We start from the raw sequence: 14,728 nt of genomic DNA on the forward strand, positions 1-14,728 counted from the left end.
GGTCCTGCGCACCCGGCGCGGTTCAGACGTCGTAACCGGCTCCCTGCTCGACGAGCTGCGCGGGCCCCGGGAAGGCGGCGCGGGCTTCGGCGAGCACGGCGGCGGCCTCGGTCCACGGGGGGACGTGGGTGAGCAGCAACCTGCCGACCCCAGCGCGGGCGGCCAGCTCACCCGCCTGCCTGCCGGATAGGTGCAGGCCTGCCGGCCGATCCGGCGCGTCGGCCCAGGAAGCCTCACACAGCAGCACATCCGCACCGGCGGCGAGTTCGTCGAGCACCTCACACGGGCCGGTGTCACCCGTGTAGGCCAGCGTGCGGCCGGCATGGGACAGGCGGATGCCGAACGCCTCGGTGGGGTGCGCCACCGGTACCGCCGTCACCTCGAACGGGCCGATCCGCACCTGGCCGGGTGGGAACACGCGAAAGTCGAAGACATCGGTGAGGTCGGTGCGCAGGCGTTCGGCCTCGTGGGGAGCGTAGGCATTGGCCAGCCGGGCAGGCGCCTCCAGCGGGGCGTACACCGGCAACCTGCGTTGCCTGACGTCGTAGGGCGGCGCCGGGTGGTAACGGCGCAGCACGGTCAGTGCGCTGAAGTCCGCGCAATGGTCCGGGTGCAGATGCGACAGCACGAGGGCACCGAGTTCGAACGGATCGCATTCGGCCTGCAGCCGGGCGAGCGTGCCGTTGCCGAGATCGAGGACGAGGCGGAAGCCCTCCGCTTCGACGAGGTACCCGGAGGCCGCCGCGTCCGGGCCGGGAATGCTGCCGGAACACCCAAGGATCGTCAGTCGCACGACCGCCACCCTGTCACGCGCGGTTCGCTATGTAGTAGCGAGCACGCCGGGAGCCAGCCCCATGAAGCGCTGCGCGAGCCGGGCGAACGGCTCCGCTGGGCCGGTCGCCAGGAACTCGTGCCGCGGCGGCTGCCCGTCGCCGTCGGCCAGCAGGTCCAGCTCGGTGAGCACGCGCACCACGTCCTTGGCGGTCTCCTCCGCGCTCGACACCAGGGTCACGTCCGGACCCATCACGATCTGCAGCACACCAGTGAGCAGCGGATAGTGCGTGCAACCGAGGATCAACGTGTCGACCTCCGCGCGCGCCAGCGGCTCCAGGTAACCCTGGGCGAGGCCGAGTACCTGCCGCCCTGAGGTGACACCGCGTTCGACGAAGTCGACGAAGCGCGGGCAGGCGACGCTGGTGAGGCGCACGCCCGTGGCTGCGGCGAACGCGTCGTCGTAGGCACGCGAGCGCACGGTGCCCTCCGTGCCGATGAGGCCGATACGTCCGGTGTGTGTTGCGGCCACGGCGCGCCGCACGGCTGGCAGCACGACCTCGATCACCGGGATGTCGTAGCGCTCACGCGCATCGCGCAGGCACGCCGCCGACGCCGTGTTGCAGGCGATCACCAGTGCCTTGACCCCGTCCGCGACCAGGCTGTCGAGCGCTTGCAGCGCCAGCTCACGCGCGCGGGCGATGGGCAACGGCCCGTACGGCGCGTGCTGGGTGTCGCCCACGTACCGCAGGCTCTCGCCCGGCAGCTGGTCGGCAATCGCGCGCGCGACGGTGAGCCCGCCCACTCCGGAGTCGAAGATTCCGATGGGGGCGCCCGCGTGACTCACGCCCCGAGCGTACCGGGGGTACCGGCGGCCTTTTTCGCGCGCGTCCGGTCGGCCCTGGCCACGAACCACGCGGCGAGCACGCCACCGAACGCCCCGAAGAGGTGCCCCTGCCAGGAGATGCCCGGGTTGCCGGGGAACACACCCCAGAGCATGCCGCCCCAGATGAACAGCAGTACCACGGCGACCGCTAGTTGCCCGACGCTGCGGTTGAAGATCCCCCGTACCAGCAGGAACGCCAGCCAGCCGAACGCGAGCCCGGACGCGCCGACGGTCACGACGCCGGCTGGCGCGGTGAGCCACACACCGAGCCCGCCGATGATCCAGATCGTGGCCGTCACCGCGATCCACTGGCCGATACCACCCGCCATCGCGAGGAAGGCGAACACGAGCACCGGCACGGTGTTGGCGAAGAGGTGCGACCAGCCGTCGTGCAGCAGCGGTGCCCACGCGATGCCGTCGAGCCCGGACAGCGTCCGTGCACGGATACCCTCGTTGTCCAGGTGGGCCGGCAACAGCACGTCGGCCAGCTCGACCAGGTAGAGCACCAGGGTGAAGGACAGTGCGACGATGCCGGCCACGAGCGGCTTGGGCGGCACGATGCGCTTAGCTGAGTTCGTCTGCGATACCCGACCTGGCGCCGGGGACTGCGGCTGCGGCATGCTCACGAAACCAGGCTACGTCTGCGCGGTCGGCTGTCGCCTCGGTGACAACCCTGAACTTCGCGATGTCCACGCACGGTGGGTGATCGGTTTATTGCCGGTTGTTCACACCGCCTGCATCTGCCTGAAACGGCACCTCGCTTCGCTGGCTCGATGACGAGCATCTACGAGCAGATCGGCGGGCAGGACGCCCTGATCGCGGTCGTCGACGACTTCTACAAGCGGGTCCTCGACGACCCGCAGCTTGCCGGTTTCTTCACCGGCTCGAACATGTCCCGGCTCAAGGGCAAGCAGGTCGAGTTCTTCGCGCAGGCGCTGGGTGGCCCCGCCGAGTACAGCGGCCAGCCGATGAAGGACGTACACCGTGGCCGCGGCATCCAGCAGGAACACTTCGACCTGGTGGCGAAGTACCTGACGGAGTCGCTGCTCGCGGCCGGCGTGCCTGGCGAGACGGCGGACGCGATCATCGGCGCCATCGCGCCCCTGTCGTCCGACATCGTGACGCCCGCGAGCTGACAGTGCGGCAAACCCCGCCGAGCGGGCTCAGGCCCAGAGCTGGCCGTCGAGCCGCTCGGCGGCCTCGTCGAGCGACCCGCTGTAGGCGCCGGTGGACAGGTACTTCCAGCCCGCGTCGGCGACGATGAACGCGATGTCCGCGCGCTCCCCCTTCGCCACGGCCTTCTCGGCGATGCCGAGCGCCGCATGCAGGACCGCGCCTGACGAGATGCCGGCGAAGATGCCCTCGTACTCCAGCAGCTCGCGCGTGCGCCGCAGGGCGTCGTACGCGCCGACGGAGTAGCGCCCGCTGAGCACGTCGGGGTCGTAGAGCTCGGGAACGAACCCTTCGTCCAGGTTGCGCAGCCCGTAGACCAGCTCGCCGTACCGCGGCTCAGCGGCGATGACCTGCACATCCGGCTTGTGCTCGCGCAGGTACCTGCCCACACCCACGAGCGTGCCGGTGGTGCCGAGCCCGCCGACGAAGTGCGTGAGCGTCGGCAGGTCCTTGAGCAGCTCGGGGCCGGTGCCGTAGTAGTGCGCGTCGGCGTTGGCCGGGTTGCCGTACTGGTAGAGCATGACCCAGTCCGGGTTGGTCTTGGCCAGCTCCTTCGCCCTGCGCACGGCCTCGTTCGAGCCGCCGGCCGCTGGCGAGTAGACGATGCGTGCGCCGTAGGCCTGCAGCAGTTGCTTGCGCTCGGCCGAAGTGTTCTCCGGCATCACGCACACCAGACCGTAGCCCTTGAGCTTGGCGGCCATGGCGAGCGAGATACCGGTGTTGCCCGAGGTGGGCTCGAGGATGGTCGAGCCGCGGCGGAGCAGCCCGTCCCGCTCCGCGGCCTCGATCATGGCCAGCGCGGGCCGGTCCTTGATCGAGCCGGTGGGGTTGCGGTCTTCGAGCTTGGCCCACAGCCGGACGTCGTCCGACGGGGACAGCCGGGGCAGCCCCACCAGCGGCGTGCCGCCCAGCGCGTCGAGCAGGGACTCGTAGCGAGCCATGGCTACCGCGCGCCGCCGGCGACCGCGGGGAGGATCGTCACGGTGTCGCCGTCCTTGACCTCGGCCTCGAGACCGCCGGAGAAGCGCACGTCCTCGTCGTTGACGTAGACGTTGACGAAGCGGTGCAGCTTCTCGTCCTTGACCAGGCGCGCCTTGAGCCCACCGTGCCTGGCCTCGATGTCGTCGATCACCTCCGCCACCGTCTTACCGGACGCCTCGACGGCCTTCTCGCCGCCTGTGTGGGTCCGCAGGATCGTCGGGATGGAGACGGTCACGGCCATGGGTTACCTCCGCTGATGGTTCTGACAGGACAGACGCCTACACACGCAGGGGTATTCCCGCGTGCTCGGGTGGCCTATGCGTCGGGGACGTCGTCGCTACCGGTGTTGGCGAACATGTACGACTCGACGACCTCGACCGGCTCCTCGGTCACGACCCCGTCCGTGATGCGATAGGAGCGGAACTCGTGCTCGTCGTGGTCCCTGGTCGACACCAGCACGTAGTGGGCGAGGGGCTCCTGAGCCAGCGTGATGTCGGTGCGTGAGGGATAGGCCTCGGTCGCGGTGTGCGAGTGGTAGATCACTACCGGGACCTCGTCGTTCGCGGCCATCTCGCGGTACAACCGGAGCAGGTCGCCGGAGTCGAACTCGTAGAACGTCGGCGAACGCGCCGCGTTGACCATCGGGACGAATCGCTCGGGGCGATTGCTCCCGTCGTCGGGACCGGCGATGACCCCGCACGCCTCGTCGGGATGGTCCCGGCGAGCATGCGCGACGATCGCGTCCACGAGGTCACGGCGGATCCGAAGCACGGTCAACATCTTACGTGCTGGACAAGGCGCGTTCACACCGTGAGACGGACCACGCTGCCGCGCGCTGCGCGAGTCACTCGCGCCGGAACGCCCACGCCGTTACCGGTTCGGGGCGAATGCCTCTGGCCAGAGGTCTCGGTAGGCGGGCAGGCCGGGTAGCCCGGTCGCCGCCAGCAGGCCGTGCACCATGGCTCGCGCGAACACCCGCGCCGCCGCGGCGGCCAGCGCGTCGAGAGCGACCATCCGACTCGCCTCCCCGATCGGACCCCGCGCCGCCGGTAGCTCGCGGGCACCCGTGGCCAGCGCGAACACCGTATCGCCGTCGAACATCGTGTGCGCCGGACGCACCGCGCGCGCCAGAGCGTCCTGCCCGGCGACGGCGAGCCTGCGGCACTCGGCCTTCGACAGCAGCGCATCCACGGCTACGACCCCGACAGTGGTGTTGAGATCCGTGCCCACGGTCCCGGGGGTCACCGCCCGCCGGGGCCAACCGGTGACCCCGAACTCACCGTCCACCTCGTGATCGGCGGCGAACGGCTCGCCGGTGGCGAGGCGGACGGCCTCGCCGGAAGCGTTGACCACCGCCAGCGCACCGACGACAAATCCGTCGACGACCTCGCTCGCAGTACCCACGCCGCCCTTCAGCGAACCGACCTGCGCGCCCGCACCGGCGCCAACCGTGCCCTGCTCGACAGGTCCCGCCTTTGCCGCCGCGCACGCCGCGTAGCCGAATGTCGCGTCCGGACGGTTACCCCACGCGCTGCGCGGCAGGTCGAAGATCACTGCGCCGGGCACGATCGGCACGACCTCATGCGGCTCACGGCCAACCGGAAAGCCGTGCCCGTGCTCACCGAGCCAGCGCATCACCCCGTCCGCCGCGGCGAGTCCGTAGGCACTGCCGCCGGAGAAGCACACGGCATTGACGCGCTGGACCAGATTCTCCGGCTCCAGCAGGTTCGTCTCGCGCGTGCCGGGCGCGCCGCCGCGTTGATCGACCGCACCCACCGCCCCGTCCGGCACGAGCACCACTGTGGTGCCGGTGGCCCAGCCGTCGCCGATCCGGTCGTGGTGACCGACCAGCACCCCGGACACGTCGGTGATCGCGTTCAGCGGCATCCCGGCACGCCCCTCATTCGGTCAGCGCCTGTACCAGGCTCTCCTGTACCCAGGTCAACCAGTGGTAGACGCCGAGATGCGCCGAGCGCGGATCATCCTCCGGCAGCTCGTCCGGCATGTCCTCGGTGACGTCGAGCGCGGTGCCGAGCGCGAGCCGCACGTCGTTGAGCGCCGACAGCCACGCGTCGGCCTGCTCGTAGGTGAGCCGGAGGTCACCGCCCTCGGGTGGCAGCGTGTCCAGTACAACGGCCGCGACGCCGACCTTGGCCTCCAGCACCTCGGGTTCGTGCAGCGACCGCAGCGCGGCGGCGGAGTCGAGCTCCTCAGCCGTCGGGTTGTCCGGGTCGAGCCGGTGGAAGTCCGGCAGCAGGCGCGACAGCACCGGGTCGTTAGGACCCTCCGAAGGACCGGTCTGGATACCGGTCAGCTCCGCGAGCTCGTCCTGCGGTGCCTCCTGCTGGCGGGCACGCAACATGTCGTCGACCTGGCTCACGAGGCCCCGGAGCACGGCAGCCTCCTGCTGCTCGAAGCCGGCGAGCACCTTGCCCCCCTTGCGCTGCCAGTTCCTCACGGCTGTTCCATCGTGGCCCACAGGCCGGCCGCGTGCAGTTTGGCCACGTCACCCTCGACTTTTTCCTTCGTCCCTGCCGACACGGTGGCCTTCCCCTTGTGGTGGACGTCGAGCATCAGCTTCGTGGCGTGTTCCCGGCTGTACCCGAACAGTTTCTGGAATACGTACGTCACGTACGACATCAGATTGACCGGGTCGTTCCAGACAATGGTCTGCCACGGTCTGTCCTCGGCGCCGGCTTCCGCACCGAGTGTCTTTTCGGCCTCGACAGGCGTGGTCATGCTCCCCATGTTGTCACGCCGCCACCCGCCGGTGCCGCAGTAGGTCACACCCCGCGGGTGAATACGCTGTGCCGCATGGCCGCTGCGGAACAGAGTGCGAGCAGCACAGCGCTGCTGACCGACCACTACGAGCTGACCATGCTGGGCAGCGCCCTCGCCGATGGCACCGAGCAGCGGGACTGCGTGTTCGAGGTGTTCGCACGCAGGCTGCCGGCGGGGCGGCGCTACGGCGTCGTCGCGGGTACCGGCCGGGTCCTCGACGCGATCGCGGACTTCCGCTTCGCCGATGCCGAGCTCGCACAGCTTGAAGCCACGGCGGTCGTCGACTCCGACACACTGAACTGGCTCGCGGGCTACCGCTTCTCCGGCGACATCGACGGCTATCCCGAAGGGGAGCTGTACTTTCCGGGCTCGCCGATCCTCACCGTGCGCGGCACCTTCGCCGAGTCGGTGCTGCTGGAGACCTTGGTGCTGTCGATCCTCAACCACGACAGCGCGGTCGCCTCCGCCGCGGCACGCATGTCGAGCGCGGCACACGGCAGGCCGATCATCGAGATGGGCAGCAGGCGCACCCACGAGGACGCCGCGGTCGCGGCGGCGCGGGCCGCCTACCTCGCCGGGTTCGCCACGACGTCCAACCTGGAATCGGGGCGGCGCTACGGAATTCCCACGCGCGGCACCGTCGCGCACGCGTTCATGCTGCTGCACGACACCGAGGAAGCCGCTTTCCGGGCACAGGTACAGAAGATGGGTGCCGACACCACGCTGCTGGTGGACACCTACGACATCACCGCGGGCATCGAAGCGGCCGTCCGCGTCGCGGGACCGGAGCTCGGCGCCATCCGGATCGACTCCGGCGACGTCGGCGTTCTCGCCCGCAAGGCGCGCGAACAGCTCGACTCGCTCGGCGCCAAGGACGCCCGCATCGTGGTGTCCGGCGATCTCGACGAGCACTCGATCGCGGCGCTGCGCGCCGAGCCCGTCGACGCCTACGGCGTCGGGACCTCGGTGGTCACCGGCTCCGGGGCGCCCACCGCCGGGATGGTCTACAAACTGGTCGAAGTGGACGGTAAGCCGGTCGCCAAACGTAGTGAGGACAAGGCGTCCCGTGGTGGCCGCAAGTCGGCGCTTCGCAGGCACAAGCCGACCGGCACCGCGCTGGAGGAGGTCGTCTACCCCACGGCGAACCCGCCGGAGAAGGGCAGGTACGACCGCGAGCTGCACATCCCGCTGATGCGCGCTGGACAACCGGTGGACGACCTGCCCACTCTGGAGGACGGGCGGCAGCGGCTGCGTCGCGCGCTGGTCAGCCTGCCGTGGGAAGGCCTGAAGCTGTCCAGCGGCGACCCGGCTGTCCCCACGACCTTCAGCTGAGGAGGAACGACCATGACGAGCGCGCTGATCGTGGTGGACGTGCAGAACGACTTCTGTGAGGGTGGTTCCCTCGCCGTGCGGGGTGGCGCCGCGGTCGCCGAGGCGATCTCCCGGCATCTCCATGCCGACGGCTATGCACACGTCGTCGCCACGCGGGACTATCACATCGACCCCGGTGCGCATTTCAGCGACGACCCGGACTTCGTGCGGTCCTGGCCACGGCACTGCGTGGCGGGGACCGCGGGCGCGAGCTTCCACCCGCAGCTGGACATCGCCCCGATCACCGCGGTGTTCTCCAAGGGCCAGTACAGCGACGGCTACTCCGGCTTCGAGGGCACGACGGATACCGGCGAGCGTCTCGCGGACTGGCTGCGTGAGCGCGCCGTCACCGCGGTGGATGTCGTCGGGATCGCGACCGACCACTGCGTCCGCGCGACCGCGCTGGACGCGGCGAGGGCCGGCTTCTCCGTGCGCGTGCTCGCCGATCTCACGGCCGGCGTCGCACGCTCCACTGTGGACGCCACGCTCGCAGAGCTCGACGCGGCGGGTGTCGAGATCAGCGGGACGCCGAGAGTCGCTTCGTGAGCGTGCGCGGGCTGTTCACCTTCGGCGAGTCCCTTGCCGCGTTCAGCACCACCTCGGGCAAGCTGCGCCACGCCGGCACGGTCGACGTGGGGATCGCAGGCTCGGAGGCCATGGTGGCCATCGGCGTGGCGCGGCTCGGCATCGCGTCCGCCTGGGCGGGCCGGGTCGGCGCCGACGAGCCGGGCGCGCTGATACTGGCGCGGTTGCGCGATGAGGGGGTCGACACCTCGGCGGCCACCACCGACCAGGAGGCGCCGACCGGGCTGGTGATCCGCGACTTCCGCACACGCGACTCGACGCGGGCCGCCTACTACCGGCACGCCAGCGCGGCCGCACGCCTGTGCCCCGAGGACATCGCGGAGGACCGGATCCGCGAGGCCGGCGTACTGCATGTCACCGGCAGCACAGCCGGTCTCTCCGACACCGCGGCCAAAACGGTGTTCACGGCCATCGAGATCGCGCGCGCCGATGACGTCACGGTGTCACTCGACCTCGGCTACCGGCATGCGCCGTGGTCGCCTGAGGAGGCCCGCGACGTCCTGCGCGACCTGGTGACGCAGGCCGACATCGTGTTCGCCGGCGACGATGAGGCCCGGCTGCTCGGTTTCGCCGGAACCGCCGAGGAACTGGCCGAGAGCCTCGCGGCGCTCGGCCCCGAGGAGGTGATCGTCACGCTCGGGCCGCGCGGCGCGGTCGCCGAGTTGCACGGCGCCCGCTACGACGTGCCGCGCTACCCGGTGCGCGCCGTCGACGCCGAGGGCGCCGACGAGGCCTTCGTCGCCGGGTACCTCGCGGACCACCTCACCGGAGCGCCGCCCGAGCGGCGCGTGCGCACGGCCGCGGCCTGTCGTGCGCTCGCGCTGTCGGTGGCAGGCGACTGGGACGGCCTGCCCGACCGGGAGGAGCTGATCCAGCTCGCCCGTCCCCGCTGACGGGCCGGTCAGCCACCGTAGGGGTCGCAGCTCGCGCTGCCGACGTAGATGTCGCCGCTGCCGGGCCCGCCCTCGGGGAACAGCTTGATGTGCAGGGCATGGGTGGTGAGGCTGCCGTCCGGCGGGGTCGGCGCGACGAACTCATTGAGTACCAGCTCCGCCATCGGCGGGTCCCCGGCCGTGGGGCTGGGGATGGTGATGCTGTGGTTGGGCGGGATGCTCGACGGCATGGTGAAACCGGATACGCCGCCCAGCTCGACATAGCCGCTGCTGCCGTTGTCCGTGGTCTGGCACTCCGCGGTGTAGGTGCGCACCCGGATCGTCGGCCCGCCGAACTGCCGCAGCACCGACGTCTCGAACCGCTGCCCCGTCACCTTCGCGCTGGACACCCCGTCGGCTCCGCGGGTGCACGTCGTCTCGCCGCGGCCGTACTCGGTGGTGGTACCCACGTCGGCACCGCGCGAGTTTCCGGCCTCCGGCCCGGCGACGTCGCACGGCGCGATCGGCGCGGCCTGCGCCGGCGTGCCCCCGACGACGATGTCGACCTCACCGAGCGAGGCCGACGCGGTCGAGGGGGTCGAGGTGGGCGCTGCCTGCGCGGGGGCCGGAACGGCCAGCGCTCCCCCAGCCAGGATCGCCACCACCATCGCCTTGTGGATCTTCGTCATCGTCAGCTCCTCCCGACATCGCCATCGCCTCGCGGACCGCACTGGTCCGCACACGACATCGGCGAGCCCGCGCCGGCCCCTGACCCGGCGACGCCCACACCACCCACTCGTGTGAACGCCGCCGGCAGTGACGGCGACTCAGCCCTCGCGCAGGGTACGGATGTCGCCGAGGATCACCTGCTTCTCGTCCGGGATGAAACCGGCGCGCCGCACGGCCTGCTCGGCAAGCCGCCACCTGCTCGCGTCGAGGTGCCGCAGGATCTCGGCGGTCGCCGTCGGCGAGACTCCCGCCTCGGCGACCAATACCCGGACCCCGGTGACATCGACGACCACCTCGAACGTCGACGAGGTCTCGACCGTGCCGCCAGGACCGCTGGCGACCGCGGTCAGCTTGTGCTCCCCTGCGGCAAGGCCACGCAGGTCGAGTGGCTGCGCCGGGTCGAGTGGGCTGCCGTCGAGGGTGACCGTCACGGTCTCGGCATTGCGTGCGTCGACGGCGACGGCCGCCGAGGCGTACCGGCGCAGCTCCGCCCCGTTGGCCGGTGCGGTGATCGTCACTGCCGGTTCTGCGGTCTCCTCCTGCTCCGCACGCTGCCGCCAGCCAACGTGCTCACCTGGCTTGTTGGTGATGACCGCGTCCACGCCGAGCTCGGCCAGCTGCCGCCAGCTGGCGGGGTCGTCGATCGTGTAAGGCATGACAGCGATACCGGCGTCGTTGAGCCGGTCCACCACGTCCGGCCGGGTCCGCAGCGCCGCCACCGACGGGTTGTAGGCGACAACGCCGAACGCCTGCGCCGTAGCCAGCGGATCGATGTCCAGCACCGAGCGCAGCAGGCCCCGTGGGATCTCGGGAGCGAGCTCACGCGCGTCGCGCAGCACCTGCTCGTCGAAGCTCTGCAACAGCACCTGGTCGGCCATGTCCCGTTCGCGCACGGCGGAGACGATGCGCTCGGTCTCGGCTCGCGTTTCCGGCCCCTTGATCTCCAGCAACAGTGTCGGGCCGCTGTTGTCGATGGCATCGAGCACCTGGTCCAACGTCGGCACACGCTGGCCTGCGAAGCCCGGCGAGAACCACGATCCGGCGTCGAGGCTGGTGACGTAGTCGGCGCTCAGCGCGGACACCACGCCGGAGCCGTCCGTCGTACGGTCCACTGTGGAGTCATGCATGACGACGGGAACACCGTCGGCGGTGCTGTGCACATCGATCTCGACGTACTCTGCGCGGGCCCGGATCCCCGCCTCGATGGCGGCCAGTGTGTTCTCCGGTGCCACCGACGAGTAACCGCGGTGCGCGACGGTCAGCGGCAACGCGCCGTCCGGCTGTGTCACCGGCAGCGGCTCCAGTTCGGTGACCACGACGTCGTCGATGCTGATGCGCGCCCCGTCGGCGATGAACCCGAGCACGCCGCCGCTGCTGCGCTGCACCTGGGTGGTCGTCAGCACGGTCTGGCCGTCGAAGGTCCACGTCGCGCGGCCGCCGTGCACCTCGATGCTCACCCGGATGTCCCGCCCGGTCCCGGCGTCGTGCGGGGCCGAGGCGGTGTCGGTGACGTCCCAGGTGTTGCCCTTGGTGCGGCCGGCGAACTCGATGCCGTTGTTCGCGGTGGACTGCGAGCGCATGATCGCCTGGCTCCACGGCACGGCACCCGCGGGATCGGTGTCGAGCACGATGCCCGCCCACCGGCTCGCGTTGTTCACGGCCTCGAACCGGATGGTGGCCTCGGCGCGGAAGTCGTTCAGATGCCGGCCGAAGGTGATCCGGGACAGCGTGCCGGGTGCCGTGTTGACCAGGCGACCGTCGCTGACCTGCCAGGTGCCTGCGACCGGCGTCCAGCCGGCCGGCACCGTCGGGCCGTCGAACGACTCGCGGACCACGACGTCACCGGGTGCGGCGGCCGCGACCTGCGGTAGCGCGGGGCCGACGAACGCCAACGCGAGCGCGGCGGCAAGCAGCCGGACAGATCTGCGTCTCATCACGGGGGTTCCTCGCTGGGGTCAAGGGAGACGGACTCGCCGACGTTATGTCCGGTTCCTGACGTATGGGTGAGCTGCGAATGGCCCTTTCGTGATCACTGCGCGACGGGCAGGCGGCGACCGCGGACGGTCTTGACAGTGGCTACCGGTAACGTCTGTTGCCGTGCCCGGTGACCGCTCCCGACTCCCCAGCGTTCGCGAACTCCTCGTCCACGCCGTCGACGCCGTGGGCGGCGCCGAGCGCGAGGGACAGGTGGAGATGGCCGAGGCGGTGGGCAAGGCGATCCGCACCGGAGAGCATCTCGCCGTGCAAGCCGGCACCGGGACCGGCAAATCGCTGGCCTATCTGGTGCCCGCGATCCGGTACGCCGTCGAGCGCGAGGCGACCGCGGTGGTCTCGACCGCCACCATCGCCCTGCAGCGGCAACTGGTGGACCGGGATCTGCCGAGGCTTGCCAAGGCACTGAAGAAGCCGCTGGGGCGCGAGCCCACGTTCGCGATCCTCAAGGGCAGGCGCAACTACCTGTGCATGCACCGGGTGCACACCGGAGCGCCGGAGGAGCCGGAGGACACGGCGCTGTTCGACGCCTTCGCGGCGTCCCGGGTCGGGCGTGAGGTCAAACGACTGCACGAGTGGTCGTCCGACACCGAGACCGGCGACAGGGACGAGCTGGTGCCCGGTGTGTCGGAACAGGCCTGGCGGCAGGTTGCGGTCACCGCCAAGGAATGCCTTGGAGTCGCACGCTGCCCGGTCGGCACCGACTGCTTCGCCGAGCAAGCCCGCGCCGAGGCGGGGCGGGCGGACATCGTGGTGACCAACCACGCGCTGCTCGCGATCGACGCGCTGCAGGAGTACCAGGTCCTGCCCGAGCACGAGCTGGTGATCATCGACGAGGCACACGAGCTCGTGGACAGGGTGACGTCGGCGGCCACCGCCGAGCTGACCACGTCGATGATCTCGGCAGCCACCCGGCGCTGCGGCAGGCTGATCGACGCAGGCATCGCCGACCGGCTGCTGGAGGCCGGTGACGGGCTCGCACTCGTGCTCGACGATTCGCCTGCGGGCCGGATGGACGCACTCCCGCAACCGCTCGGCGGTGCCCTCACGGTGATCCGCGACGCCGCCCACGCCTGCCTGACCGCACTGGGGTCGGAGCGTAAGGAGGACGTCGACGAGGCGACGGCGCGCAAGCTCGCCAGGTCGCTGCTCGACGACGTGCACGACACCGCGGTGCGGCTGCTGGACGCATTCGACGAGGACCAGGCGCACCGGCACGACGTCGTCTGGCTCTCCAACGACCGGTACTCGGCCTCACCGCGCCCGCCCGCGGTGCACGTCGCGCCACTGTCGGTGGCCGGCCTGCTGCGGGAACGGGTGTTCGCCCGCAGCACCACGGTGCTGACCTCGGCGACGCTGGCGCTCGGCGGTGCGTTCGACACACTGGCCCGGCAATGGGGCCTGCCACCGTCACCCAAGCCGACGGTGAAGGCCGAGGGCACCGCGACGGACAAACCGGCGCCTGCCGACAGCGACGGCCCACGGTGGAGCGGCCTCGATGTCGGCTCGCCCTTCGACTATCGCCGCAACGGCATCCTCTACGTCGCCAAACACCTGCCGCCGCCGGGCAGGGACGGCCTCGGCGAGCCCACCCTCGACGAGATCGCCGAGCTCATCGACGCCGCGGGCGGCCGCGCGCTCGGGCTGTTCTCGTCGATGCGAGCCGCCAAGCAGGCGACCGAGGAGCTACGCGATCGCGTCAAGTACCCGATCCTGTGCCAGGGCGAGGACGCCACGGCACTGCTGGTCGGCAAGTTCGCCGACGATCCGCGCACCTGCCTGTTCGGCACGCTGAGCCTGTGGCAGGGCGTGGACGTGCCGGGACCGGCTCTGCAGCTGGTGCTCGTGGATCGGCTGCCGTTCCCGCGACCGGACGATCCGGTCGCCTCGGCCCGGCAGCGTGCCGTCGAGGCTCGTGGCGGCAACGGTTTCCTCACCGTGGCGGCCACGCATGCGGCGTTGTTGCTCGCGCAGGGAGCCGGTCGCCTGCACCGCGCGATGGCCGACAAGGGTGTGGTCGCAGTGCTCGACTCCCGCCTGGCGACCGCGCGGTACGGCGGGTTCCTGCGGAACTCGCTGCCGCCGCTGTGGCCGACGCACGACCCTACGGTGGTGCGGGACGCGCTGCGCCGCCTTGATGCCGCCGCCCCGAACTGAGCGCCAACGGGCGAGGCACTACGGTGATCGGAACCAAAGGGTAAGGGAGAGAACTTGTTCCCCGACTCATCCAACGCACAGTCGCGGTCGGTCAGCGTGGACGACACCGGTGTGCGCCGCCAGCTGGCTGACGGTACCGAGGAGTCCGTCACCTGGTCGGAGCTTTCCGCGGTGGTCGTTCGCGTCATCCCGGAGGGTCCGTGGAACGAGGACGTCTTCCTCATGCTGGCGGGGGCCAACGGCACGGGAACCGCGGTGCCCAGCGGCGATCCCGCGGCGAACGCCCTCATCGAGCGGCTGCAGGCGCTGCCCGGCTTCGACCACGACAAGTTCGTCGAAGCCATGACCACCGACGCCGACGAGGCCTACGTAGTCTGGCAAGCCAGCAGCCAGTAGGTTCTTGTTGGTGGTTTGCTTGGCGGTGCAGGTA

The 14,728-nt window shown here is 70.7% G+C and carries 17 protein-coding genes; 6 read left to right on the forward strand and 11 right to left on the reverse strand.

Annotated features, from left to right (window positions below; translation table 11 throughout):
• Positions 1-22 precede the first annotated feature (22 nt).
• From ABZ863_RS05595 to ABZ863_RS05605, 3 genes are read right to left on the reverse strand one after another with little or no spacing between them, the layout of a single operon-like run.
• On the reverse strand, positions 23-793 hold the full coding sequence (locus ABZ863_RS05595) for an MBL fold metallo-hydrolase (protein ID WP_358531434.1): 771 nt from the start codon (positions 791-793) through the stop codon (positions 23-25).
• Positions 794-820: 27 nt separating this feature from the next.
• Positions 821-1,618, reverse strand: coding sequence for a glutamate racemase (gene murI, locus ABZ863_RS05600; protein WP_358531436.1), 798 nt, complete (start codon positions 1,616-1,618; stop codon positions 821-823).
• Positions 1,615-2,277: a rhomboid family intramembrane serine protease gene (locus ABZ863_RS05605; protein ID WP_358531791.1), complete on the reverse strand. Its 663-nt coding sequence runs from the start codon at positions 2,275-2,277 to the stop codon at positions 1,615-1,617. The genes murI and ABZ863_RS05605 overlap by 4 nt, the downstream gene beginning before the upstream one ends.
• A gap of 153 nt (positions 2,278-2,430) precedes the next feature.
• Between ABZ863_RS05605 and ABZ863_RS05610 the strand changes: the two genes are divergently transcribed.
• Positions 2,431-2,793: a group 1 truncated hemoglobin gene (locus ABZ863_RS05610; protein ID WP_358531437.1), complete on the forward strand. Its 363-nt coding sequence runs from the start codon at positions 2,431-2,433 to the stop codon at positions 2,791-2,793.
• 27 nt (positions 2,794-2,820) lie between these two features.
• Here ABZ863_RS05610 and ABZ863_RS05615 read toward each other — a convergent pair whose 3' ends face one another.
• From ABZ863_RS05615 to clpS, 6 genes are all read right to left on the reverse strand, one after another.
• Positions 2,821-3,771 carry a cysteine synthase gene (locus tag ABZ863_RS05615; RefSeq protein ID WP_358531438.1) on the reverse strand — a complete coding sequence of 317 codons (951 nt, stop codon included), beginning with the start codon at positions 3,769-3,771 and terminating at the stop codon, positions 2,821-2,823.
• Between the two features lie 2 nt (positions 3,772-3,773).
• Positions 3,774-4,052 (reverse strand): MoaD/ThiS family protein, encoded by a 279-nt coding sequence (locus ABZ863_RS05620; protein WP_358531439.1) that lies wholly within the window; start codon positions 4,050-4,052, stop codon positions 3,774-3,776.
• A gap of 74 nt (positions 4,053-4,126) precedes the next feature.
• The gene (locus ABZ863_RS05625; RefSeq protein WP_358531440.1) at positions 4,127-4,591 is read right to left on the reverse strand and encodes a M67 family metallopeptidase; all 465 of its coding nucleotides are present in this window, start codon (positions 4,589-4,591) and stop codon (positions 4,127-4,129) included.
• 90 nt (positions 4,592-4,681) lie between these two features.
• On the reverse strand, positions 4,682-5,698 hold the full coding sequence (locus tag ABZ863_RS05630; RefSeq protein ID WP_358531441.1) for a P1 family peptidase: 1,017 nt from the start codon (positions 5,696-5,698) through the stop codon (positions 4,682-4,684).
• Between the two features lie 13 nt (positions 5,699-5,711).
• Complete coding sequence (locus tag ABZ863_RS05635) at positions 5,712-6,269, reverse strand: DUF2017 domain-containing protein (RefSeq protein WP_358531442.1); 558 nt, start codon at positions 6,267-6,269, stop codon at positions 5,712-5,714.
• Entirely contained in the window at positions 6,266-6,550 is a 285-nt protein-coding gene (clpS, locus tag ABZ863_RS05640) for an ATP-dependent Clp protease adapter ClpS (protein WP_358531443.1), read from the reverse strand. The genes ABZ863_RS05635 and clpS overlap by 4 nt, the downstream gene beginning before the upstream one ends.
• Positions 6,551-6,625: 75 nt before the next feature.
• Between clpS and ABZ863_RS05645 the strand changes: the two genes are divergently transcribed.
• Genes ABZ863_RS05645 through ABZ863_RS05655 form a run of 3 tightly spaced genes read left to right on the forward strand, consistent with a single transcriptional unit; the run spans position 6,626 to position 9,441 of the window.
• A complete protein-coding gene (locus tag ABZ863_RS05645; RefSeq protein ID WP_358531445.1) occupies positions 6,626-7,924 on the forward strand; it encodes a nicotinate phosphoribosyltransferase in 1,299 nt (432 codons plus the stop codon).
• Positions 7,925-7,936: 12 nt separating this feature from the next.
• Positions 7,937-8,509 carry a nicotinamidase gene (locus ABZ863_RS05650; RefSeq protein WP_358531447.1) on the forward strand — a complete coding sequence of 191 codons (573 nt, stop codon included), beginning with the start codon at positions 7,937-7,939 and terminating at the stop codon, positions 8,507-8,509.
• The gene (locus ABZ863_RS05655) at positions 8,506-9,441 is read left to right on the forward strand and encodes a sugar kinase (protein WP_358531449.1); all 936 of its coding nucleotides are present in this window, start codon (positions 8,506-8,508) and stop codon (positions 9,439-9,441) included. Before ABZ863_RS05650 ends, ABZ863_RS05655 begins: the two co-directional genes overlap by 4 nt.
• Positions 9,442-9,449: 8 nt before the next feature.
• Here ABZ863_RS05655 and ABZ863_RS05660 read toward each other — a convergent pair whose 3' ends face one another.
• Positions 9,450-10,109 (reverse strand): choice-of-anchor P family protein, encoded by a 660-nt coding sequence (locus tag ABZ863_RS05660; protein WP_358531451.1) that lies wholly within the window; start codon positions 10,107-10,109, stop codon positions 9,450-9,452.
• A 138-nt stretch (positions 10,110-10,247) separates the two neighbouring features.
• On the reverse strand, positions 10,248-12,083 hold the full coding sequence (locus tag ABZ863_RS05665) for a glycerophosphodiester phosphodiesterase family protein (RefSeq protein WP_358531453.1): 1,836 nt from the start codon (positions 12,081-12,083) through the stop codon (positions 10,248-10,250).
• Positions 12,084-12,246: 163 nt separating this feature from the next.
• On the opposite strand from ABZ863_RS05665, the gene ABZ863_RS05670 reads away from it, so the two are divergent.
• Positions 12,247-14,298: an ATP-dependent DNA helicase gene (locus ABZ863_RS05670; RefSeq protein ID WP_358531454.1), complete on the forward strand. Its 2,052-nt coding sequence runs from the start codon at positions 12,247-12,249 to the stop codon at positions 14,296-14,298.
• 54 nt (positions 14,299-14,352) lie between these two features.
• Entirely contained in the window at positions 14,353-14,694 is a 342-nt protein-coding gene (locus tag ABZ863_RS05675) for a hypothetical protein (protein ID WP_358531456.1), read from the forward strand.
• The last annotated feature ends 34 nt before the right edge of the window (positions 14,695-14,728 follow it).

It is taken from the genome of Saccharomonospora sp. NPDC046836 (assembly GCF_040645195.1).
Taxonomy (GTDB): domain Bacteria; phylum Actinomycetota; class Actinomycetes; order Mycobacteriales; family Pseudonocardiaceae; genus Prauserella_A.

What these genes read in the sequence shown, in the direction of transcription:
- ABZ863_RS05625 (WP_358531440.1), bottom strand. Translation starts at nt 4,591, where the DNA reads ATGTTGACCGTGCTTCGGATCCGCCGTGACCTCGTGGACGCGATCGTC.
- ABZ863_RS05615 (WP_358531438.1), bottom strand. Translation starts at nt 3,771, where the DNA reads ATGGCTCGCTACGAGTCCCTGCTCGACGCGCTGGGCGGCACGCCGCTG.
- ABZ863_RS05665 (WP_358531453.1), bottom strand. Translation starts at nt 12,083, where the DNA reads ATGAGACGCAGATCTGTCCGGCTGCTTGCCGCCGCGCTCGCGTTGGCG.
- ABZ863_RS05620 (WP_358531439.1), bottom strand. Translation starts at nt 4,052, where the DNA reads ATGGCCGTGACCGTCTCCATCCCGACGATCCTGCGGACCCACACAGGC.
- ABZ863_RS05645 (WP_358531445.1), top strand. Translation starts at nt 6,626, where the DNA reads ATGGCCGCTGCGGAACAGAGTGCGAGCAGCACAGCGCTGCTGACCGAC.
- ABZ863_RS05605 (WP_358531791.1), bottom strand. Translation starts at nt 2,277, where the DNA reads ATGCCGCAGCCGCAGTCCCCGGCGCCAGGTCGGGTATCGCAGACGAAC.
- clpS (WP_358531443.1), bottom strand. Translation starts at nt 6,550, where the DNA reads ATGACCACGCCTGTCGAGGCCGAAAAGACACTCGGTGCGGAAGCCGGC.
- ABZ863_RS05650 (WP_358531447.1), top strand. Translation starts at nt 7,937, where the DNA reads ATGACGAGCGCGCTGATCGTGGTGGACGTGCAGAACGACTTCTGTGAG.
- ABZ863_RS05610 (WP_358531437.1), top strand. Translation starts at nt 2,431, where the DNA reads ATGACGAGCATCTACGAGCAGATCGGCGGGCAGGACGCCCTGATCGCG.
- ABZ863_RS05630 (WP_358531441.1), bottom strand. Translation starts at nt 5,698, where the DNA reads ATGCCGCTGAACGCGATCACCGACGTGTCCGGGGTGCTGGTCGGTCAC.
- ABZ863_RS05660 (WP_358531451.1), bottom strand. Translation starts at nt 10,109, where the DNA reads ATGACGAAGATCCACAAGGCGATGGTGGTGGCGATCCTGGCTGGGGGA.